Origin of the sequence: Bartonella machadoae, assembly GCF_022559585.1 — a bacterium.
GTDB lineage: Bacteria > Pseudomonadota > Alphaproteobacteria > Rhizobiales > Rhizobiaceae > Bartonella > Bartonella machadoae.
The window spans coordinates 1098182-1120131 of the sequence record NZ_CP087114.1; the positions used below are offsets into that span (position 1 = coordinate 1098182).

17 protein-coding genes are annotated in these 21950 nt (G+C 37.9%); 4 read left to right on the forward strand and 13 right to left on the reverse strand.

Features of this window, described 5'->3' with window-relative positions; genetic code table 11:
* Nucleotides 1-352: 352 nt before the first annotated feature.
* The gene (locus LNM86_RS05135; RefSeq protein ID WP_241438702.1) at nt 353-1603 is read right to left on the reverse strand and encodes an FAD-binding protein; all 1251 of its coding nucleotides are present in this window, start codon (nt 1601-1603) and stop codon (nt 353-355) included.
* A gap of 35 nt (nt 1604-1638) precedes the next feature.
* A complete protein-coding gene (locus LNM86_RS05140) occupies nt 1639-1887 on the reverse strand; it encodes a zinc-finger domain-containing protein (protein ID WP_241438703.1) in 249 nt (82 codons plus the stop codon).
* 327 nt (nt 1888-2214) lie between these two features.
* Here LNM86_RS05140 and LNM86_RS05145 point away from each other — a divergent pair, with 327 nt between their 5' ends.
* Nucleotides 2215-4395, forward strand: coding sequence for an RNA degradosome polyphosphate kinase (locus tag LNM86_RS05145; protein WP_241438704.1), 2181 nt, complete (start codon nt 2215-2217; stop codon nt 4393-4395).
* Between the two features lie 6 nt (nt 4396-4401).
* Nucleotides 4402-5913, forward strand: coding sequence for an exopolyphosphatase (ppx, locus tag LNM86_RS05150; RefSeq protein ID WP_241438705.1), 1512 nt, complete (start codon nt 4402-4404; stop codon nt 5911-5913).
* Nucleotides 5914-6407: 494 nt separating this feature from the next.
* Here ppx and rnd read toward each other — a convergent pair whose 3' ends face one another.
* Complete coding sequence (gene rnd / locus LNM86_RS05155; protein WP_241438706.1) at nt 6408-7562, reverse strand: ribonuclease D; 1155 nt, start codon at nt 7560-7562, stop codon at nt 6408-6410.
* A 134-nt stretch (nt 7563-7696) separates the two neighbouring features.
* On the opposite strand from rnd, the gene aspS reads away from it, so the two are divergent.
* Nucleotides 7697-9490: an aspartate--tRNA ligase gene (gene aspS, locus LNM86_RS05160; protein WP_241438707.1), complete on the forward strand. Its 1794-nt coding sequence runs from the start codon at nt 7697-7699 to the stop codon at nt 9488-9490.
* A gap of 841 nt (nt 9491-10331) precedes the next feature.
* Nucleotides 10332-12581: a DNA topoisomerase IV subunit A gene (gene parC / locus LNM86_RS05165; RefSeq protein ID WP_241438708.1), complete on the forward strand. Its 2250-nt coding sequence runs from the start codon at nt 10332-10334 to the stop codon at nt 12579-12581.
* Between the two features lie 73 nt (nt 12582-12654).
* Here the strand turns inward: parC and LNM86_RS05170 are convergent, their stop codons facing one another.
* The 10 genes from LNM86_RS05170 to rpe all read right to left on the reverse strand — a co-directional run bounded on the left by LNM86_RS05170 (nt 12655) and on the right by rpe (nt 21813).
* Nucleotides 12655-13911 (reverse strand): multidrug effflux MFS transporter, encoded by a 1257-nt coding sequence (locus LNM86_RS05170; RefSeq protein ID WP_241438710.1) that lies wholly within the window; start codon nt 13909-13911, stop codon nt 12655-12657.
* 92 nt (nt 13912-14003) lie between these two features.
* Nucleotides 14004-14336, reverse strand: a complete 333-nt coding sequence (gene grxD, locus LNM86_RS05175; RefSeq protein ID WP_241438711.1) for a Grx4 family monothiol glutaredoxin — start codon at nt 14334-14336, stop codon at nt 14004-14006.
* Between the two features lie 98 nt (nt 14337-14434).
* Complete coding sequence (locus LNM86_RS05180; RefSeq protein WP_241438712.1) at nt 14435-14668, reverse strand: BolA/IbaG family iron-sulfur metabolism protein; 234 nt, start codon at nt 14666-14668, stop codon at nt 14435-14437.
* 61 nt (nt 14669-14729) lie between these two features.
* A complete protein-coding gene (purL, locus tag LNM86_RS05185; RefSeq protein ID WP_241438713.1) occupies nt 14730-16940 on the reverse strand; it encodes a phosphoribosylformylglycinamidine synthase subunit PurL in 2211 nt (736 codons plus the stop codon).
* A gap of 300 nt (nt 16941-17240) precedes the next feature.
* Nucleotides 17241-17912 carry a phosphoribosylformylglycinamidine synthase subunit PurQ gene (gene purQ / locus LNM86_RS05190; RefSeq protein WP_241438714.1) on the reverse strand — a complete coding sequence of 224 codons (672 nt, stop codon included), beginning with the start codon at nt 17910-17912 and terminating at the stop codon, nt 17241-17243.
* Nucleotides 17913-17924: 12 nt separating this feature from the next.
* Nucleotides 17925-18164: a phosphoribosylformylglycinamidine synthase subunit PurS gene (gene purS, locus LNM86_RS05195; protein WP_241438715.1), complete on the reverse strand. Its 240-nt coding sequence runs from the start codon at nt 18162-18164 to the stop codon at nt 17925-17927.
* 87 nt (nt 18165-18251) lie between these two features.
* Nucleotides 18252-19016 (reverse strand): phosphoribosylaminoimidazolesuccinocarboxamide synthase, encoded by a 765-nt coding sequence (purC, locus tag LNM86_RS05200; protein WP_241438716.1) that lies wholly within the window; start codon nt 19014-19016, stop codon nt 18252-18254.
* A gap of 182 nt (nt 19017-19198) precedes the next feature.
* Complete coding sequence (locus LNM86_RS05205; protein WP_241438717.1) at nt 19199-19747, reverse strand: RBBP9/YdeN family alpha/beta hydrolase; 549 nt, start codon at nt 19745-19747, stop codon at nt 19199-19201.
* Nucleotides 19748-19823: 76 nt separating this feature from the next.
* On the reverse strand, nt 19824-21128 hold the full coding sequence (purB, locus tag LNM86_RS05210) for an adenylosuccinate lyase (RefSeq protein ID WP_241438718.1): 1305 nt from the start codon (nt 21126-21128) through the stop codon (nt 19824-19826).
* 10 nt (nt 21129-21138) lie between these two features.
* Nucleotides 21139-21813: a ribulose-phosphate 3-epimerase gene (gene rpe, locus LNM86_RS05215; protein WP_241438719.1), complete on the reverse strand. Its 675-nt coding sequence runs from the start codon at nt 21811-21813 to the stop codon at nt 21139-21141.
* Between the last annotated feature and the right edge of the window lie 137 nt (nt 21814-21950).

Below are 21950 nucleotides of genomic sequence, written 5' to 3' on the forward strand. Positions count from 1 at the left end.
TTAATTTAGCCCCCCGAATATTGTAGGATTTCCTCATTTTAAATCCTTTTATTTTGAATCAAGTAAAATGATGTTCCTCCATGTTATAAGCGAGGCTGATCTGTGAGCAAAAAGCCTTTAGAAAGAGGTAAAAGTGCTTGTTATGAATCGTCTAAATAGCAAGAACTGCCGCAACATTGGGGAGCGGTAAAGAGTATGATAGTATCGGCTTGCTCTTTCATAAGTGTAGAGATGGTGGTGCACAATGATTTTTACGCTATATTTATCCACCGGTGGCGCTGTGAAATGAGACGCATCTTAGCGTTATAAATTTAAGAAAATATTTTTGATTTATGGAAAATGTGAGGGAACTTTATAAGTTTTTATGATATCTCTTTGTGCGATCCATAGCGTCGTACATATAAAGCCAATTAAGGCTAGACATGATACTTTCTGGTGTGCGAATTTTCATGATGAAATTACGGGCAATTGCTAGAGGTCCAGTTGCATGGTAAGCTATTCTATTAAAATCTCCACGTTTTTTTACGGCTTTAACTCGGGGAGACCGTATTTTTTCGTAGAGTAAAAGGGACTTGGTTAAGGAGAGATCTTTACAAGAAAGTGCTTGTGCTAATGTAGCAGCATCTTCGATTGCCATAGCAGCACCTTGCGCTGCAAAGGGTAAGGCTGCGTGTGCACTGTCCCCAACAAAGACTTGTCTTTCTAAACCTAAAAAGCGATCCTGTTTCATATGAAAGAGAGGCCAATAGCTCCACTCATCAATGTGATCAAAGATTTGCAAAATTTGCTGATTCCAACCTTTAAAAAGAGATTTCAAATTTTCTTTATTTCCTTTATGAGCCCATCCTTCTTTTGCATTTTCTCCACGCGTAATGGCTACAAAATTAAAAACCTTTGCGGATGATTGAATGGGATAGACAACAAGATGGTTTTGGGGTCCCATCCAGGCGGTAATTGTCTGCGTATTTTGTAATAAAGAACGAAAGTTTTGAGGAAGATTATCAAATTCTGCTGTAGCACGCCAAGCAATAAAGCCACTAAAATCTGCTCTTTCATGAAAAGGAGCAAGTTTTCGGAGTGTTGACCAAACTCCATCACATCCGATCAGAAGCGATGTTGAATACAACTGCGGTTGTTGTTTAGTTGATGCATCTGTCTTTATTGTTTTTATATGAATGCTGTTGTTAGGAGTTGTTTGGGTAGATGATATAAGTGTTTCGCCTGTTTTGTATTTGATAAAAGGATTCTCCATAACAGTACTGTATAAAACTTTTTGTAAGGCGGCACGATGAATGGTAATATAAGGCGCTTTCCAATTTTTTTCTGTTAAATTGATAAGATCAATGTGCAGTCGCGTTTTTAGAGACACCCCTTCTCGTAACTCAAAAAAATGTGGTATTGTTCCTTCTTCAATAAGTGTATCAAGAATTCCCCAATGCGCTAAAATACGGGTTGCATTTGGGGTAAGCTGAATACCCGCTCCTACAGCGTCAAGCCGTTTGCACTTTTCTATAAGTGTACTTGCAATTCCTTTATGGGCAAGTGCCAAAGCAGTGCTTAAACCAGCAATACCTCCTCCAATGATTATTGGGGCGTGGTCCATGCATTTTCCTTTATATTGAAAGAGCAGAAAATGCGCTATAATGCATTGTTTGGATGGTATAAACATCCGGGTGGATTTGTTTGATCGTACAATAGTGAGGAATTATAGCGATAAAGTGTTGAACAATAAGGGCAGATTTTTTCATCCATTGATCCCATATCAATAAAAATATGAGGATGATCAAATGGTTGTGTTGCGCCTGCGCACATGAATTCTTTTACACCAATTTCGATTGTTTTATATCCGAGATCATTTTGGAAGTGGGGAATGTTGTGATCGGCCATGATAGACAAGCTCCGAATAAATTGCTTAAATCAGATATGACTTGGGTTGTTTATTTTACATGTATGAGTTTGTAATAAAGCTTATAACAATGCAAGGTTCTTTTTAAGACAAACCAAAGATCTTTTTATGACTCATATCCGTTAGCGTGTTTTTAGTATTTTGTGCATGGGAATATTTCCAAGTATTTTGCAAGTTTATATGCAAATAATGTAGGAAAAATTGATCAATCGAATATGTTATTATTACAGTAACATATCATAAAGTGTTCTATGAGAAAGTGATCAATCATGAGCTTAGAAAGTATAAAGGAAGATTAGCTAGAATATATGGAACAGAGGGTGGAAGATCAGATTACTCTATCGGGTATAACAATGAAAAGTCCGATGCGGTTTATTAATAGAGAATTTTCATGGTTACAATTTAATACTCGTGTATTGATGGAAGCTGCAAATACGAAGCATCCTTTACTAGAACGTCTCCAATTTCTTTCGATTTCAGCAGCAAATCTTGATGAATTTTTTATGGTTCGTGTTGCAGGTCTTGTTGCTCAAATTCGTGATGGGGGGACATCATGTAGCGCAGATGGGCGCACACCACAGCAGCAACTTGATTTTGTGTTAGGTGAAATTTCACGTTTACAGCTTCATCAATTACAAGAACTGCGTATTTTAGATCACGAATTAAGACAGAATGATATTGAAATTGTTGGTTCTGAAAGACTTTCAGAAAGTGAAAAATCATGGCTTGAACAATATTTTCTTGAGAAAATTTATCCTGTTTTAAAACCTTTCCCTCTTGATTCCTCTCACTCTTTTCCCTTTATCCCTAATTTAGGGCTTTCACTTGCTCTCCAATTGTCGCGGTGTGTTGATCAACATACCCATAGAGTCTTGTTACCTGTTCCAGTGAACTTGAAGCGTTTTATTCTTCTTCCTCAAGAAGGCAATCACTTTCGTTTTATTGCCTGTGAAGATGTTATGAGCCTTTTTATCAACCGTCTATTTCCTGATTATAAAGTTGATGGAATGGGGACATTTAGAGTGATTCGTGATAGTGATATTGAAGTGGAAGAAAAGGCTGAAGATCTTGTTCATTTTTTTGAAACTGCTCTGAAAAGACGCCGCCGTGGGCAGGTTATTCGCGTTGAATTTGATGCAAAAATGCCAAAGAATTTATGCCGATTTATAACCGATGCTCTTTCTGTTCCTGATAATTGTATGAGTGTTCTTGATGGATTATTGGCGCTTAATATGCTATCAGAGATTGTATCTATTCCACGTGATGACTTAAAATTTTTACCTTATAATCCTCGTTTTCCTGAATATCTTCGTAAACATAATGGTGATTGCTTTGCGGCTATTCGTGAAAATGATATGGTCATTCATCATCCTTATGAATCCTTTGATGTTGTTGTGCAATTTTTACGTCAGGCAGCTAGTGATCCTGATGTTGTAGAAATCAAACAAACCCTTTATCGTACATCAAATGATAGTCCTATTGTTAGCGCTTTAATTGAAGCTGCTAAAAAGGGGAAATCTGTGACGGCTTTAGTAGAACTTAAAGCTCGTTTTGATGAGGAAGCGAACATTCGTTGGGCACGTGATCTTGAGCATGCAGGCGTGCGTGTTTTTTTTGGTTTTATTGCATTGAAAACACATGCTAAGATGTCACTGATTATGAGGCGTGAAGGAAAACGCCTTTGTTCTTACGTTCATCTTGGCACTGGAAATTATCATCCAGTGAACGCTAAGGTTTATACTGATCTTTCTTTTTTTACTACTGATGATGATATTGCTCATGATGTTGCATTATTGTTCGATTATATTGCTCAATATAAACGTCCAAATGAAGCAATGAAGATTGCTTTTTCTCCTTTAACATTGCGGAGTCGTATTCTTAAGCATATTGAAGAAGAAATTACCAATGCACAACAGGGACGGATTGCTGCTATCTGGATGAAGGTTAATGCATTGGTTGATCCTGAAATTATTGATGCTTTATATCGTGCTAGTCAAGCGGGTGTGCAGGTTGATCTGGTGGTGCGAGGCATATGCTGTTTGCGTCCTAACATTCCAGGAATTTCAGATAATATTCGTGTAAAATCAATTGTAGGGCGGTTTTTAGAGCATAGTCGCATTTTTTGTTTTGGCAATGGCCAAGATTTGCCCAACGAAAGTGCCATTGTTTATTTGGGATCGGCTGATATGATGCCTCGTAATCTCGATCATCGTGTTGAAATATTGGTACCAGTTGTTAATAAAATGGTTCGTAAGCAGATTCTTTTACAAATTATGCTCGCTAATATTATTGATAATCAACAAAGCTTTGATATACTAAACAGCGGAACATCAAGACGTATAACACCACAAAGAGGTGAAAGTCCGTTTAATGCGCAGGAGTATTTTATGGCCAAAGCAGGTCTTTTGGGGGGGAAGGAAGCGTTTGAGTCTTCCGCTTCGCGTTTGGTTGCGTTGCGTCGGCAGTATGCCAAATTGCGTAAAGACTGAAATCCAATGACATATGTAAATGCTCAGGGTCGACTGAAAGGGTGTAAACCTGTCGCTGTTATCGATATTGGTTCAAACTCTGTTCGACTTGTTATTTATGAAGGTCTTGTGCGTTCACCTACAGTTTTATTTAATGAAAAAGTTCTCTGTGGTCTTGGTCAGGGTGTGGCAGAAACTGGATTTTTAGAAGAAAAATCCATGAAAATGGCGCTACAAGCATTAAAACGGTTTCGTGCACTTTGTCTACAGATTGGAGCGGAGGATATCTATACATTAGCAACAGCAGCAGCGAGAGAGGCCGAAAACGGATCAGCATTTATTCAAAATGCGGAAAATATTTTGCAAAGTAAAATATACCTTCTTTCAGGAAATGAAGAAGCTCTTTATTCAGCATATGGGGTTATTTCTACTTTTTATCAACCAAAGGGTATTTGTGGAGATCTTGGTGGCGGAAGTCTTGAACTTATTAATATTGATAACGCTAATGTAAGTGAGGGGATAACTCTGCCGTTGGGTGGTTTACAACTACAATATATGTCCAATAATGATATTGCGGTTGCTACAAAAATTGTCCATGAGCATTTTGCTAAAGCTGCTGTTATTCGTAAAGGTATGGCGCGTCGTTTTTACGCAGTAGGAGGAACTTGGCGTAATTTAGCAAAACTCCATATGGCAACCAAACATTATCCGTTGCCTGTTATGCACGGTTATGAAGTTGATGCCGTTGAAATGGAAGATTTCTTACGTTTTGTCGTGAATGGCAATATCGGTAATATGAAAGGAATTTCAGCTGTTTCAAAAAATCGTCGTCAGCTCTTATCTTATGGAGCAATTGTTCTTATTGAACTCATTCAGTCTATGGGATTTGAAAAAATAGTCTTTTCTGGAGCTGGAGTTCGCGAAGGTTTTCTTTATTCAAAATTACCACAAGAGATTCGTGTTTCAGATCCTCTCATCGCGGCTTGCACTGAAATGGCTATTTTACGAGCGCGTTCACCAAAGCAGGCAGCAGAACTTATTGATTTTACGACCAATGCCTTTGATGCTTTTGGAATTTCAGAGACTGAAAATGAATGTCGTTACCGTAAAGCAGCTTGTCTTCTTGCCGATATTGGTTGGCGTATACATCCAGATTATCGAGGCAATGAAGCGGCTCATCGAATCGCATTGGGATCTTATCCGGGAATTTCACATGAGGGGCGCCTTTATGCTGCGCTTGCAGTTTTTTTTCGCAATAAAGGGTTGTTGATGGATGCAGAATCCCTTCCTCTTTTTCAATTAGCAAGCAGAAATATCATTGAGAGAGCACACATTCTTGGTGAGACCATGCGTATAGCCCATCTTTTTAGCGCTTCTACCGCTGGAATTTTACCCCATTTTTCATGGTATAAAAAGACAGATCATATTGTTTTGTATGTTCCGAGGTGTTATGCTGATTTATTAGGAGAACGTCCTCTTACACGGCTTAAAAAATTATCAAAAATAATAAAATGGCCTCTTTCTTTTGAAACCTTCTGATTCTTTTTCTACTATATTGTGCTTATGTGTTTTGATCGCTCTACAGTTCTATTTTTGAGTCATGGAGTTGTTCTTTTCATAAAGCATTTAATTTTTATGGTACTGTGTGTAGAATATTATATCTCCTTACTTTTCTTTTTGCGCTAAGCTGCAATTTTAAAATACATCAAGCGATGTTGTTGTAGAAAATCCTATTGCTTTTTAAAGTTGGAAGTTTGCTGTTATTGGGATTTCATCATTATTTGAGGAGTCTATTTCAGTTCATCTGAAAATATGGATGGCATGATAATATAACGGATTTTTTCAGAATGGGAGTGCTTAAAATTTAATGAGAGCTCTTCTCTCTTTTTTTAAATAAAACTAACTTAGCAAGTTGATCGCTCATTTTTCTCTTTTTGATTTTCTATTAACCTTTATATTAAATGAGACATATAGGCTTTGTTAGAAGACTCGTATGATGATAACTGCAATATGCAAATGGTTGTTTTTATAAATTAAAACTGTTTGGTCATTATCTTTCCATCATGAAAATAAAATCCTATTTGACCGTTGAGCATTTGTTCAGCTTTTTTACCAAATATTTCGTAGCGCCAACCGTTCATAGCAGGGATCTTTTTCTTTATACACCCATTGGCAATTTTTTCTAAATCATTGGAAGTTGCAATAATTTTAGGTGCAATACCGTTTTCGTTCGCAACGAGCTTTAATAACACTTTGAGAAGCTCAAGAACGGCCGTCGATGTTTCACCCAGTGGATTATATTTAGGAAGGGGAGGTAAGGTAGCAAGATCGACCTCTAGTCCTTCATGGATAGCTTTGATTAATGTTTGTGTGTTGGAAAATTTATCCCAATTTTTATTGAGGCTGCGCAAACGTTTTAAAGCAGATTCATCTTGTGGTTGTTGGACTGCAATTTCGATAAGGCATTCATCTTTCATGATATGACGACGTGGGATATTATATTTTCGTGCTTTGCGTTCACGCCAAGCAGCTATTTTTTGTAATACAGCAAGTTCACGCAGTTTTTTTACTTTACCTTTTACTTTTTTCCATGCTTCATCTTCGGGCATATCATAAGTTTTTGGATTTAGGAGAATTGCTATTTCATCATCCATCCAGTGTGTGCGTTGGTTTTTTTCTAATTGCTTTTTTAAGAAGAGGTAAACGTCTCTTAGATAGGTTACATCGGCAAGTGCATAGAGGAGTTGTTTTTCGGAGAGAGGGCGGTAACTCCAATCTGTAAAACGGGATGATTTATCAATTTGATGCCCCGTGCAGCGTTGTACAATTTGATCATAGGAGATAGAATCACCAAATCCGCAAATTGACCCTGCGATTTGTGTATCGAAGAGAGGATAGGGAATGATACCCTCAAGATGGTAAATAGCTTCGATGTCTTGACGTGCAGCATGAAAAACTTTGGTGACTTTTTTATCAACCATGAGATCAAAAAATGCTTGTAGATTAATATCTGGTGCTTTTGGATCAATCAGTAACGTGACATCTGGTGATGCAAGCTGAATTAAACACAGTTGAGGCCAAAATGTCGTTTCGCGCATAAATTCAGTGTCTACGGTTACAAAATCTGAGGTACGTAGAGCAGCAATGGCAATTTCAAGATCTGTTGTTTGTGTAATAAGATTCATCATTATTTTATTATAGCTAGATAAATTAAATTTGTCTTTTATTGACTTTTTTTTTGAGTCTTTATCCTCATATCTTGACAAATGGTTATTAAAAAGCGTTTGTAACGCATATGAAATTATAATCAAAGGCAAAAACTATGCATCGTTATCGCAGTCATCATTGCGCTGCCCTTCGTAAATGTGATGTAGGAACAAAGGTTCGGCTTTCGGGATGGGTACATCGTGTTCGAGATCATGGCGGAATCCTTTTTGTAGATTTACGTGATCATTTTGGAATCACACAAATTGTTGCTGATCCTGCTTCACCAGCTTTTAAAATTATTGAAACAGTGCGTTCTGAATGGGTTATCCGTGTTGATGGGGAAGTGTCTGCGCGTTCTGATGAAGTGATTAACGCATCCCTTCCAACAGGGGAGATTGAAATTTTTGCGCAAGAGGTGGAAATTCTTTCAAAATCTGATGAACTTCCTCTCCCTGTTTTTGGTGAGCCTGATTATCCAGAAGATATTCGGTTAAAATATCGTTTTCTTGATTTACGTCGCGAAACTATGCACAAAAACATCATGCGCCGTACTGAAGTGATTGCTGCTATCAGGCGCTCTATGCAGGATAATGGTTTTACGGAATTTACGACACCACTTTTGACAGCTTCTTCGCCGGAAGGTGCGCGCGATTTTTTAGTTCCAAGCCGTATTCATCAGGGGAAATTTTACGCATTGCCACAAGCGCCTCAGCAGTACAAACAGTTATTGATGATGTCGGGTTTTGATCGTTATTTTCAGATTGCACCATGTTTTAGAGACGAAGACCCAAGGGCTGATCGTCTTCCTGGAGAATTTTATCAATTGGATGTTGAAATGAGTTTTGTTGAACAGGAAGATGTTTTTGTAACAATGGAACCCATTATGCGTTCTCTTTTTGAAGAGTTTGCAAATGGAAAATCTGTAACACAAAGCTTTCCTCGTATTTCTTATGATGAAGCCATACGGAAATATGGTACGGATAAGCCTGATTTACGCAATCCAATTATTATGGAAGATGTTTCACAGCATTTTTATGATTCTGGTTTTAAAGTGTTTGCGCAAATTTTGGCAAATGATGAAAATGCACAGGTGTGGGCTATTCCCGCTAAGACAGGAGGAAGCCGCGCTTTTTGTGATCGTATGAATGGGTGGGCACAAGGTGAGGGGCAACCGGGACTCGGTTATATCTTTTGGCGTGAAGAAGAAGGAAAGTTTGAAGGTGCTGGTCCTATTGCCAAAAATATTGGTGAGCAAAGAACTGAAGCACTCCGTATGCAACTTGGCCTTGAAAATGGTGATGCCTGCTTTTTTGTGGCAGGAGATCCAAAGAAATTTGCTTCTTTTGCAGGAGCAGCACGGACACGGGTAGGGGAAGAATTAGGCCTTATCGATTCGCAATGTTTTTCTTTAGCGTGGATTGTTGATTTTCCATTTTTTGAATGGAATGAAGATGAGAAAAAGCTTGATTTTGCACATAATCCTTTTTCTATGCCTCAAGGTGGAGAAAATGCTCTTGCGTGCCAAGATCCTCTTACTCTTAAGGCTTTTCAGTATGATCTTGTTTGTAATGGTTATGAGATTGCATCAGGTGGAATCCGTAATCATTCACCAGAGATGATGTTGAAAGTTTTTAATCTTGCTGGTCTTTCTAAAGAGGTCGTGGAAGATCGTTTTGGTGCTCTTTATCGTGCATTTCACTATGGGGCGCCACCGCATGGCGGTATGGCCGCGGGCGTTGATCGTATTATTATGCTTTTGCAAGGTGTTAAAAATTTACGTGAGGTTGCTTTATTTCCTATGAATCAACAAGCGATTGATCTTTTAATGAGTGCTCCATCTGATGTTTCTCTTCAACAATTACGTGATTTAGGGATACGAATTGCTCCTGCTGCTAAAAATGGTTCATAAATTGATGGTGTGTTGTTAGCATTCTTATCTACAGTAAGATTTTAATGTCTTTAAATTGCGTCGGTGTATATGTTGCTTATAACAAGTTTAAGAGATATGCTTTATCTTCGTTTTTTAATTTGGAAGAAATAGCAGAAATAGTCTGGTATCTTAAAATATTTGAAAAATAACGCACTGTAGTTAAAGATGATATTCTTCTAGGAGCTTTTTTTAATTAAATGCTTCGTGAATTTTATCATATAACAATTGAAGTCCATGTTTGTACAATATGCGTGTTTTTAAAATATAAGGTCAAAAACGCATTTGTGAGCAGATTCTTAGAAAAAAATGCTTTAGTTTTTTTTAATTCGTACTTAAGATACTGGTAGAATTATTATTGCTAAGAAATTGTTTTAAAAGCTGTTCTCTTTGTTTTTAAGAGAAAATTCTCTCATATTTTTAGCATGTTCAGTCTAAATATATACCAGACTTAAATGAGCAGTAATATTGTTTTTTAGATTTTCTATATCTTGTGAAAGTGTCAATCGTTATAAATTGATGAATCTATGGATTACTGTTTTGATTTATTTGTCGCTGTTGGTCGTTCTTAAAGACGATATTTCATTCTTTTTTCAAAAAAATTTTGCATCAACATATCAAATGTTTTCATCTATTGCTTGGTTGAATTATAAAGCACATGGATGAATTTTTCAAATTGATATAATTTTCTGTTCATGTTTTAATCGCAATGTTTGTTTTTATATAGTCGTTTTTTAATAAAAATAGTCGACTTATAGAAAATTCACTGAAAAAATCTTATAGAATAATTGCTCATTATTTTGTGAATTGTTGTTCTCATGCTATGTCTGATGAAATGAATTTACCTTTTGATAAAGAACATATTGAACCAATAGAATTACGCTCTGCTTTACAGGAGCGTTATTTAGCTTATGCACTTTCTACTATTACGCACCGTGCATTGCCTGATGTGCGTGATGGTTTGAAACCAGTGCATAGGCGAATTGTCCATGCTATGCGTTTGCTCAAACTTAATCCAGGGCAGTCCTATGCAAAATGTGCACGGATTGTTGGTGATGTCATGGGGAAATTTCATCCGCATGGTGATGCATCTATTTATGATGCATTAGTGCGCTTGGCTCAGAGTTTTGCTGTTCGTTATCCCTTGATTGATGGGCAAGGCAATTTTGGGAATATTGATGGTGATAATGCTGCTGCTATGCGGTATACGGAAGCACGTATGACTGAAGTGGCTGCATTGTTGCTTGAAGGGATTAATGAAAATGCTATTGATTTTCGTTTAACCTATAATGAGGAAGATGAAGAACCCGCTGTTTTACCGGGAGCTTTTCCTAATCTTTTAGCAAATGGTTCCTCTGGTATTGCTGTTGGTATGGCAACATCTATTCCCCCCCATAATGTTTCTGAACTTTGTGATGCAGCGCTCCATTTGATTGCACATCCTGATGCTAATGATGAGGAATTAAATCAGTTTGTGCTTGGTCCTGATTTTCCAACAGGGGGTGTTTTAGTTGAGCCTAAAAAAAGTATTGAGGAATCCTATCGTGTTGGGCGTGGTTTTTTTCGATTGCGTTCACGTTGGCATCAGGAGACCGGCAACCGTGGTTCTTATGTCATTGTTGTTACTGAGATTCCCTATCAAGTTCAAAAATCACGCCTGATTGAAAAAACAGCGGAATTATTGCTTGCACGGCGGTTACCAATGCTTGAGGATATTCAAGATGAATCGGCAGAAGATATTCGCATCGTGCTTATTCCCAAAAATCGTACGGTTGATCCTGAGCTCCTTATGGAATCTCTCTTTAAATTGACTGATTTTGAAATAAAATTTCCTCTTAATCTTAATGTTTTGTCTTTGGGAAGAATACCAAATGTTCTCTCTCTGCGGGAAAGTTTGCAGCAATGGCTTGAACATCGTCAAGAAGTCTTGATTCGTCGTTCTACTTATCGACTTGAAGAAATTGATCGCCGATTAGAAATTCTCCATGGTTATCTTATCGCCTATTTAAATCTTGATGAGGTCATTCACATTATTCGTGAAGAGGATGAACCAAAAAAAGAACTTATCAGTCGTTTTGAATTAACAGAAAATCAAGCTGAAGCTGTTCTTAATATGCGCTTGCGTTCTTTACGTAAGCTCGAGGAGTTTGAAATTCGTAAAGAATTTGAAAGTTTGAGGACTGAAAAAGAACAATTGCAAAATTTATTGTCCTCTCATGTAAAGCAATGGAAAATAATTTCAGAAGAAATTACAAAAATTCGCAAAACTTTTGGTCCTGATACGGTCTTAGGAAAAAGGCGCACAACATTTGAGGAAGCTCCAAGGCATGATATTGAAGATATTCACCAAGCGATGATCGAAAAAGAGCCGGTAACGATTGTTATTTCTGAAAAAGGTTGGATGCGTGCTTTAAAGGGGCATTTAAGTGATTACAAAGCACTCTCCTTTAAAGAAGGAGATGGCTTAAAGATAGCATTTCCAGCATTTACTACAGACAAAATTATGGTGATAAGTACTGGTGGAAAGTTTTTTGCTATTTCTGCAAATAATTTGCCTGGGGGGCGAGGTCATGGTGAACCAATTCGTATTTTAGTGGATATGGATGATGATCACGATCTCTTGACCGCTTTTGTCTATAACGCACAAGAAAAACTTCTGTTAGTTTCCTCTCATGGAAATGGCTTTATTGTATCAGCAGCTGAAGTTATTGCCAATACACGAAAAGGTAAGCAAGTTATGAATGTGAAGTCTCCTGATAAAGTCAAGCTTTGTGTTCCAGTAAAAGGCGATCATATTGCAGTGGTTGGTGAAAATCGCAAAATGCTTGTTTTTGCTATTGAACAAATACCAGAAATGATTCGCGGTAAAGGTGTTCGTTTACAACGTTACAAAGAGGGGGGCATTGTCGATGCAAAAACCTTTAATTTATCAGAAGGTTTAAGTTGGCAAGATACGGCTGAACGCTGCTTTAATCGTCAAGCTGATGATCTCATTGAGTGGATGGGAATGCGTGCTGGAAGTGGACGTTTGGTACCAAAGGGTTTTCCAAAATCAGGAAAGTTTAACAACTGAATTTATAGAAACTTAATTTTTTTAATTACATGTTTCTTATCACAACAGTATTATTCATTTTTCATAACAGCATCTATTCGTTAGGATTGTGATGATGAGGTCTAAAAAGATGTCCACGTTCGGCATATAAAACGAGCAGGATGGCTATGAGGCTGAGAAAGAAAAACGCTGCTGAATTGGGTATCGTTGTTTCATCAAATTGTTGTGCAATAAAAAAGCCAAGACTGGTAGCAATGGACGTTTGAAGAAAACCAGAGACAGAAGATGCTGTTCCAGCAATTTCACCGACAGATTCGAGAGCAAGTGTATTACAATTGGCCATAATGCCGCCGCAGGCAAACATCAATATACAAAATAGCAGCATGTAAAGGGGAAAAGGCATAACGCCATTTGTTACGAGGGAACCAATAAACCAAATACATGAAGTGATGCAAAAGAGTAAAAGCATCGTATGGGCGATACGCCGCATGCCAAGACGTCCAACAAATTGAGAATTAAAGAATGATGATAGAGCTTGAAAAGCAGCACCGACAGCAAAGGCAATTGGAAAATAGAGCCCTAGATTATAAATCCCTTCATATGTTTGCTGCGATGTATTAACAGAAGTAAAAATACAGCCTAAAATAATAGAAGTTGCTAGTGTGTAGCAAAGTGTTGTCCGATTGGTGATAACAACCCACAAGTTATGCCTGATTGAAGAAAAGGAAAGAGAACGTTGTCTGTAAAGAGTTTCAGGCAAGCGCAGTTGAATCCAAATCATCAGTGCAAAACCAATAATCGCCATGACGATAAAAATAATTTGCCAGTTTCCAAATAATAAAATGAATTGTCCTGTTGCCGGTCCAATCATGGGGGCAATAAGAAAAACCATCATAGCGATAGACATAACTTCTGCCATTTTTCGACCACTATAAAGATCGCGTACAACAGAAACGGTAAGCACACGCATAGCCGCTCCTCCTATACCTTGTAAAATACGCAACATAAGCAATAGAGAGAAATGAGAGACAAAAGCACAACCAATGGCCGTAAAGGAATAAAATGCAAGGCCAATGAGAATAAGTTTACGACGTCCATACCGATCACTTATGGGACCAAAAAATATTTGTGAGATACCATAACTTATCAGATAACCAGAGATGATATAATGTTGATCATTTTCATTGATAACATTTAAACTGTTCAAAATATCTGGCATGGCTGGAAGCATGATATCAACGGCTATAGAATTGATAGCCATGAGTGCACCAATGAGAATAACAAATTCTTTATAGCCAATTCTTTCTCTAATTGTATTACTATGCTCTTGCTCGTCGATTGAGTATGACATATGGCATCCTTGAAATAAAAACTTCGACTGAACACAGCGCTACAACTGAACACAGCTCTATAAAAGAATAAAAAATCTACTTTAAGAGGTCTCTATAATTTACTGCAAGAAACGCCTTTCTCTTTTAGCAGTTCTTGCAATTCATTATTTTGGAACATTTCTTTAACAATATCACAGCCTCCAACAAATTCACCTTTGATATAGAGCTGTGGAATTGTTGGCCAATTTGAATAATCTTTGATTCCTTGACGCAGTTCGTTAGAAGCTAAGATATTAATCCCTTTATATTCCACTCCTAGATAGTCAAGAATTTGAACAACTTGTCCCGAAAATCCGCATTGTGGAGCATCAGGTGTTCCTTTCATGAATAAAATGACGTCATTTTTTTTAATTTCATTGTCAATAAAATCATGAACAGCGTTCATCTCTCTTCCTCGATATTGCGGACTTTTTTAAGCGTGTATTTACGTTCAGGTTATTTTGTAATCGTATTCAGTGTTTGAATGCAAGCAGAAATTTTAGATTATTTGGGAATATTTGTTTGTAGCATTAAAGCATGAAGGTCATTTCCCATATTGCCTTTAAGAGCATCATAGACCATTTTATGTTGCTGAACACGGCTTTTACCGCGAAAACTTTCGGAAATAACTTCTGCGGCGTAGTGTTCGCCATCACCAGCGAGATCTCGAATTGTTACAGTTGCGTCGGGAATACCTTCGCGAATAAGCGTTTCAATCGTATGAGCACTCATTGCCATGATTATTCTCCTTTATTTACTTTTAAGAAAGATAGCATATGAAGGGAGGATAAATAACTCTTTATTCTTCACCCATAAATTGTGGAAACCAACTTTCATAGGCTTTTGTGAGCTTTTCTACTGAAAGTGTTAATATCCCATCTATATTGAGAGAACTTCCTTCAACTGTACCAAGTTCAGTGAAAGGAATAGCGTTTATTTGTGCAAGTTCTTTAAGTTGATCGAGAGCATGAGGTTTAACAGCTAAGAGATAACGGCCTTGATCTTCTCCAAAAAGCTCTGCATGATGTGGTACTTTGTTGCTTAATTTGGCTTTAATTCCTTTCCCTGCTTTAATTGCCATTTCTGCAAGTGCAATAGCTAATCCTCCATCAGAAAGATCATGAGCAGCATGGATAAAACCGCGATGAATAACATCTCGAACAAATTGACCATGCTTTTTTTCAAGCTGTAAATCTACATGGGGGGGAGCACCTTTATCAATATTCAAAATGTGACGTGCGTAGATTGATTGTCCTAAATGAGAGCCACATTCTCCAATTAAAACAATACTATCTCCATTTTGCATACCATTGATTGTTACCATTTTAGACCAATCGTCAAGAAGACCGACACCAGCAATGGTTGGTGTGGGAAGGATTGCTTCTCCATTGGTTTCATTATAAAGGGAAACATTCCCTGAAACGATAGGGAAGTCGAGAATTTTACAAGCTTCACCTATGCCTTTAATGGCGAATACCAATTGTCCCATAATTTCTGGTTTTTCAGGATTACCAAAATTAAGATTGTCTGTCGCTGCGAGTGGCATTGCGCCTGTTGTACTGATATTTCGCCAACATTCTGCAACGGCTTGTTTTCCTCCTTCGTAAGGATCGGCTTCACAATAGCGCGGTGTAACATCAGAAGAAAAGGCAAGAGCGCGTTTGTCACTGTTGCTTATACGAATGATTCCTGCATCACCTCCTGGACGAACAAGAGTATTTCCTTGAATCAGCGTATCATATTGTTCATAAACCCATCGCCGTGAACTTTGATCAGCAGAATTTAATAAGCTAATGAGTGCATCACCAAGATTTTCAACTCTCTCAACGTCTTCTATTTTAAGCGTTGGTTGTTTTTTGGGTTCACTCCAAGGGCGATCATAAACAGGTGCTTCATTGCCGAGCTCTTTAATGGGAAGATTGACGACCTCTTCTCCTTGATGCGATACACGGAAACGCAAATCATCTGTTGTTTTTCCAATAATAGAAAAGTGAAGACCCCACTTATGAAAAATTGCCGCTGCTTGTTTTTCTAATTCTGGTTTTAGCACCATAAGCATGCGTTCTTGGCTTTCCGAAAGCATCATTTCATAGGCGGTCATATGTTCTTCACGAACAGGCACTTTATCAAGATTAAGCTCTATTCCTAAATTTCCTTTTGCTCCCATTTCCACGGCAGAGGATGTCAGTCCTGCGGCTCCCATATCTTGAATAGCAACAACAGCTCTAAGTTCCATGAGTTCTAAGCAAGCTTCAAGAAGGCACTTTTCTGTAAAAGGATCACCGACTTGAACGGTTGGGCGTTTTTCATCGATGGAATCATCAAATTCGGTGGAAGCCATTGTTGCTCCACCAACGCCATCACGTCCTGTTTTGGCTCCAAGATAAACAACAGGAAGTCCTACGCCTTGCGCTTTAGAATAAAAAAGAGAATCTGTCTTTGCAACACCAGCGACAAAAGCGTTAACAAGGATATTGCCATTATAACGCTCGTCAAAATTTATTTCTCCACCAACCGTTGGAACACCAAAAGAATTACTATAGCCACCAATTCCAGAAACAACACCAGAAACAAGATGGCGTGTTCGAGGGTGGTTAGGAGATCCAAAACGCAAGGCATTCATAGCTGCAACAGGGCGGGCTCCCATGGTAAAGACATCACGTAAAATACCTCCGACACCTGTTGCCGCACCTTGATAAGGTTCAATGTAGGAGGGATGGTTATGGCTTTCCATTTTGAAAACGACACATTGACCTTCACCAATATCAACAACGCCAGCATTTTCACCTGGTCCTTGAATGACACATTTTCCCTCTGTTGGAAGGGTTTTAAGCCACTTTTTAGATGATTTATAGGAACAATGTTCGTTCCACATGGCAGAAAAAATTCCAAGTTCAGTAAATGTCGGTTCTCTTCCAATTAAAGTGAGAATACGTTGATATTCATCATCTTTTAAGCCGTGTTGGGCAATTAATTCTGGTGTAATGGCGATGTTATTGCAAGGATTCATGAGGACTTTACCCGTTTAATTAATCGAAAGTTAGCATTGTTATTATTTTAAATCCAGCAGCTTAAGTTTTAAGTATTTTGGTGGTTTGATAAGGCAGAAGTTCCTAAAACATCAACTGAAATATTGGTTATTTGCAGCGTGAATTTAAAAATAAGAAATAGTTTTTGAATATTTTTTGTGTGTTAAAAGAAATATCATCTATTTTATCCATAAACGTTTTGTTGGGACATTTACTCGGCTTAGGAGATGTTTAAATTTTTTGACTTTAAAACAGTGAAAAATACAGCCCACTTTTTATTATCATCCATTTGCCAATTCTAAAGCACTTTGGAAAAGTAAACGGCCATCCATACCACCATGTGCAGGTTCAATGAAGTTTTCAGGATGAGGCATCATACCAAGAATATTACCAGCTTTATTGATGATACCAGCAATATCGTGAACTGAACCATTAGGGTTTGTTTTTTCTGCATAGCGGAAGACAACTTGTCCATTGTCTTCGATTTTTTTTAAGGTTTCATTGTCAACAAAATAATTTCCATCGTGATGTGCAACAGGACAGCGAATGATCTGTCCTGTCGAATAGAGTCGAGAAAATCTTGTATTGGCATTTGCGACTTCAAGCTTTATTTCACGACAAACAAATTTTAATGAAGCATTACGCATTAAAGTACCAGGTAACAATCCAGCTTCCAACAAAATTTGAAATCCATTACATATACCGATTACGGTAACACCTTTTTCTGCTTTCTCACGAACAGCTTGTAAAACTGGTGTTCGTGCGCCAATAGCTCCACACCTTAAATAGTCTCCGTAAGAAAAACCGCCAGGGATAACGATGACATCGACATCTGGAATTGTCGTATCCGTTTGCCAAACTTTAAATGGCTCAGTTCCTGTTATATGATGTAATGCAGCAACCATATCTCGATCACGATTGAGTCCAGGTAACTGAATGATGGCAGTTTTCATGAAGAGCTCCACCTAAAGAAGTTCTATAGTATAATTTTCAATGACAGTATTTGCTAGTAACTCTTCACACATTTTTTCAATTTTTTGCTGTGCGGTTTCAGGAAGTTGATCATCGAGCACGATATCAAAAACTTTCCCTTGGCGAATGGAATGAATGCCTTTGAAATCTAAGCTTTTTAAAGCACCGACAATTGCTTCTCCTTGTGGATCAAGGACACTGTTTTTTAAAGTAACTGTAACACGTGCTTTCATTTTTATTTCCTGTTCACAGCATTTCTCTCTTTCAAGAGGTGTATTTACTAACTAATAAGGAAAGGTAACATAACGTCACCTTGTTGTTTATTTTACCAAAACTGGACCACTTGGTCGTGGGGGTTCATTTTCATTGATGATACCAAGGCGTTTTGCAACCTCTTGATAAGCATTAATAAGCCCCCCCATATCACGCCGAAAACGATCTTTATCCATTTTTTCTTGTGTTTGCATATCCCATAACCTGGCAGAATCAGGTGAGATTTCATCAGCAAGAACAATGCGCATTGCTTCATCTTCCCATAAACGACCGAATTCCATTTTAAAATCAATAAGTTGAATATTAACGCCGGCAAAAAGTCCAGAAAGAAAATCATTAATACGAATTGAAAGTTGCATAATGTCTTCTATTTCCTGTGGAACAGCCCAACCAAAGGCAGTGATATGTTCCTCCGTTACCATTGGATCGTCAAGAGAATCATTTTTATAATAAAATTCAATAATGGATTGCGACAGAGCCGTTCCTTCTTCTAGTCCCAAACGTTTAGCAAGGGAGCCAGCGGCAACATTACGGACAACAACCTCTAAAGGGATAATTTCAACGGCTTTAATGAGTTGTTCGCGCATATTTATACGCTTGATAAAATGTGTTGGAATACCCAAACGGCTAAGATGGCTAAAGATATGTTCTGAAATACGGTTATTTAAAACCCCTTTGCCATCGATAATTTCATGTTTTTTTGCATTAAAGGCTGTTGCGTCATCTTTAAAAAATTGAATATAGGTCCCTGGTTCAGGTCCTTCATATAAAATTTTGGCCTTGCCTTCATAAATACGGTGGCGACGATTCATTATGATTCTCTATTTATTTGAGAGGTTTTAATAGCATTGATAAGTAAGATTATCCTAATTGGTAGAAATTCTCAATGATTGCTATAACATTTCTTGTTGCTTTTGTCATTGAGACTTTAGCAAAAGCAAATGCAACTGCATAGATACATTGAAGATACTTAGTTTTCCTTGTTTTTCTTGAATCAGATTTTTGCGAGAAAATGGGAAAGAACCATAAGTCCTTCAGGCCAAGGTCCATGTCCAGATTCTGCATTAATATGGCCTGAGTGTCCCGCATCAACAAACAGTGAACCCCAATTATTGGCAAGTTTTTCTGCTACTGAGAAGTGACAAAACTCATCATTTCGGCTGGCTATAACGACAGAAGGGAAAGATAACTTTTTGCAATGGTAGGGACCAAATGTCATTAAATGTTTGGGGCGTATTTTTTCATTCGTTACATCTGGAGGCGCAACCAAAAAGGCACCACAAATTTTTTCTGCGTTTTGTTGTATTGCATGAAGAGCTGTAGGAACGCCTAAGGAGTGAGCAATAATTACAATGGGTTTTTGAGCTTGTGCAATGGCACTTTTAACTTCATTGACCCATTCTTCATAAACAGGTTTTGACCAATGTTTTTGTTGAACACGACGAGCTGTAGACAATTTTCTTTCCCATCGTGTTTGCCAATGATCAGGACAAGATCCTTTGTAACCAGGAACAATAAGAATATCGAGTTGATTTGCTTTCATAAATTGTTTCTTTCGTTACAATAGGTTTTGTATCATAGATGAAAATAAGATGTTGGTTTCTTATAGAAAAATTTTGTTACTTTCCAAAAACGCGTTTAAAAATTGTGTTAATATGTTTGGTGTGGTAGGAAAGGTCAAATTTTTCGCGAATTTCTGCTTCGCTTAAAGCATTTGTTACCTCTTTATCGTTGAGCAATTCTTCTAAAAAATCTTTTCCTTGTTCCCAAACCTTCATCGCATTTCGTTGGACAATTCGATAAGAATCTTCACGACTTATGCCAGCTTGTGTGAGTGCTAAAAGTACGCGTTGCGAATGAACAAGTCCGCGAAACTTATTAAGGTTTTTCTGCATATTTTCTGGATAGATAATTAAATTTTCAATGACAGATGTGAGTCTGGCAAGAGCAAAATCAAGTGTAATAGTTGCGTCAGGGCCGATATAACGTTCGACAGATGAATGAGAAATATCACGTTCATGCCAAAGTGCGACATTTTCCATTGCCGGGAGTGCAAAGGCACGTACCATACGTGCTAATCCCGTTAAATTTTCTGTTAAGACTGGATTACGCTTATGCGGCATAGCGGATGAGCCTTTTTGTCCAGGCGAGAAGTGTTCTTCTGCTTCAAGAACTTCTGTTCGTTGTAAATGGCGTATTTCTATCGCTAATCTTTCAATAGAGGAAGCTATAACACCAAGTGTGACAAAAAACATGGCATGACGATCGCGTGGTATCACTTGGGTGGAAACAGGTTCAGCACGCATTCCCAGTGCTTTTGCGACATGTTCTTCAACGCGTGGGTCAATATTAGCAAACGTTCCTACAGCTCCTGAAATAGCACAGGTAGAAATTTCTTCTCGTGCGGCAAGAAGACGTTTGCGACACCGGGAAAATTCAGCGTAGGCGAGGGCGAATTTTACTCCAAATGTGGTCGGTTCAGCATGAATACCATGACTCCGCCCAATGGTAATTGTCTCTTTATGTTCAAGAGCACGTTTTTTTAGCGCTTCAAGAAGTAGATCTATATCTTTTAGCAAAAGATCACTAGCGCGCATCAATTGAATATTAAGCGTTGTATCTAGAACATCCGATGAGGTCATACCCTGATGAATAAAACGTGCTTCTGGTCCAATAAATTCAGCAAGATGTGTTAAAAATGCTATCACATCATGCTTTGTAATCGCCTCAATTTCATTAATGCGATTGACATCAAATTCTGCTGCTGTTCCTTTTTGCCAAATGATCTTTGCTGCTTCTTTGGGAATAATTCCTAGTTCAGCTAAGGCATCACAGGCATGGGCTTCAATTTCAAACCAAATACGATATTTTGTTTGAGGTGACCAAATTGCGACCATTTCAGGACGAGAGTAACGCGTTATCATAATTTTTTCCTTATTGTGAGAGAGTTGCTGCTTGGCGCAATGCATTAATACGTGTTTTGTAAAGTTCTTTATTGCCATTTTTATAAATTGCAGAGCCGGCAACAAAGACATTTGCACCAGCTTTTGCAGCAATCCCGATTGTATCAACGGTGATACCACCATCAACCTCAAGATCAATAGGTCTGTTAGCAATCATGTTTTTGACACGTTTGATTTTATCTTGCATTGCTGGAATAAAACTTTGCCCGCCAAAACCAGGATTGACGGTCATGATGAGAATAAGATCTAAATGATCAAGCAAATATTCAAGGACATATTCTGGTGTGCTTGGGTTGATTGCAATGCCTGCTTTTTTTCCACTTTTTTTGATTATTTGTAGTAAGCGATGAAGATGGGGACTTGCTTCAGCGTGAATGGTTATAATATCTGCTCCCGCTTTTGCAAAAGCCTCAAGATAAAGATCTATGGGTTCAATCATCAAATGAACATCAAAGATTGCTTTGGTTAATGGACGGAGTGCCTTGACGACATCAGGACCAAAAGTGATATTAGGAACAAAGTGGCCATCCATGATATCAAGATGAAGCCAATCTGCACCGGCTTCAACAACATCCACTATTTCCTGTCCAAGTTTGGAAAAATCAGAAGCTAAGAGTGAAGGTGAAATGAGATGAGAATGGGGCATTAATGTCTCCTCGATTGGCTCTCTTTATCATGTAGTTTCGTATACTAAAATAATTTTTATGTTATGACATGAAAGAAAAATATGTGTAATAGATCTTTTTATAGCAAAGAGCATTTGAAATTTTAAAGCTGTATAAG

Excerpts from the sequence above, each read along its gene's own strand:
- rnd (WP_241438706.1), bottom strand. The coding sequence starts at position 7,562 with ATGATGAATCTTATTACACAAACAACAGATCTTGAAATTGCCATTGCT.
- ppx (WP_241438705.1), top strand. The coding sequence starts at position 4,402 with ATGACATATGTAAATGCTCAGGGTCGACTGAAAGGGTGTAAACCTGTC.
- purB (WP_241438718.1), bottom strand. The coding sequence starts at position 21,128 with ATGATAACGCGTTACTCTCGTCCTGAAATGGTCGCAATTTGGTCACCT.
- LNM86_RS05170 (WP_241438710.1), bottom strand. The coding sequence starts at position 13,911 with ATGTCATACTCAATCGACGAGCAAGAGCATAGTAATACAATTAGAGAA.
- purQ (WP_241438714.1), bottom strand. The coding sequence starts at position 17,912 with ATGAAAACTGCCATCATTCAGTTACCTGGACTCAATCGTGATCGAGAT.
- purS (WP_241438715.1), bottom strand. The coding sequence starts at position 18,164 with ATGAAAGCACGTGTTACAGTTACTTTAAAAAACAGTGTCCTTGATCCA.
- grxD (WP_241438711.1), bottom strand. The coding sequence starts at position 14,336 with ATGAACGCTGTTCATGATTTTATTGACAATGAAATTAAAAAAAATGAC.
- LNM86_RS05135 (WP_241438702.1), bottom strand. The coding sequence starts at position 1,603 with ATGGACCACGCCCCAATAATCATTGGAGGAGGTATTGCTGGTTTAAGC.
- parC (WP_241438708.1), top strand. The coding sequence starts at position 10,332 with ATGTCTGATGAAATGAATTTACCTTTTGATAAAGAACATATTGAACCA.
- rpe (WP_241438719.1), bottom strand. The coding sequence starts at position 21,813 with ATGCCCCATTCTCATCTCATTTCACCTTCACTCTTAGCTTCTGATTTT.
- LNM86_RS05180 (WP_241438712.1), bottom strand. The coding sequence starts at position 14,668 with ATGGCAATGAGTGCTCATACGATTGAAACGCTTATTCGCGAAGGTATT.
- aspS (WP_241438707.1), top strand. The coding sequence starts at position 7,697 with ATGCATCGTTATCGCAGTCATCATTGCGCTGCCCTTCGTAAATGTGAT.
- LNM86_RS05145 (WP_241438704.1), top strand. The coding sequence starts at position 2,215 with ATGGAACAGAGGGTGGAAGATCAGATTACTCTATCGGGTATAACAATG.
- purC (WP_241438716.1), bottom strand. The coding sequence starts at position 19,016 with ATGAATCGTCGCCACCGTATTTATGAAGGCAAGGCCAAAATTTTATAT.
- LNM86_RS05205 (WP_241438717.1), bottom strand. The coding sequence starts at position 19,747 with ATGAAAGCAAATCAACTCGATATTCTTATTGTTCCTGGTTACAAAGGA.
- LNM86_RS05140 (WP_241438703.1), bottom strand. The coding sequence starts at position 1,887 with ATGGCCGATCACAACATTCCCCACTTCCAAAATGATCTCGGATATAAA.
- purL (WP_241438713.1), bottom strand. The coding sequence starts at position 16,940 with ATGAATCCTTGCAATAACATCGCCATTACACCAGAATTAATTGCCCAA.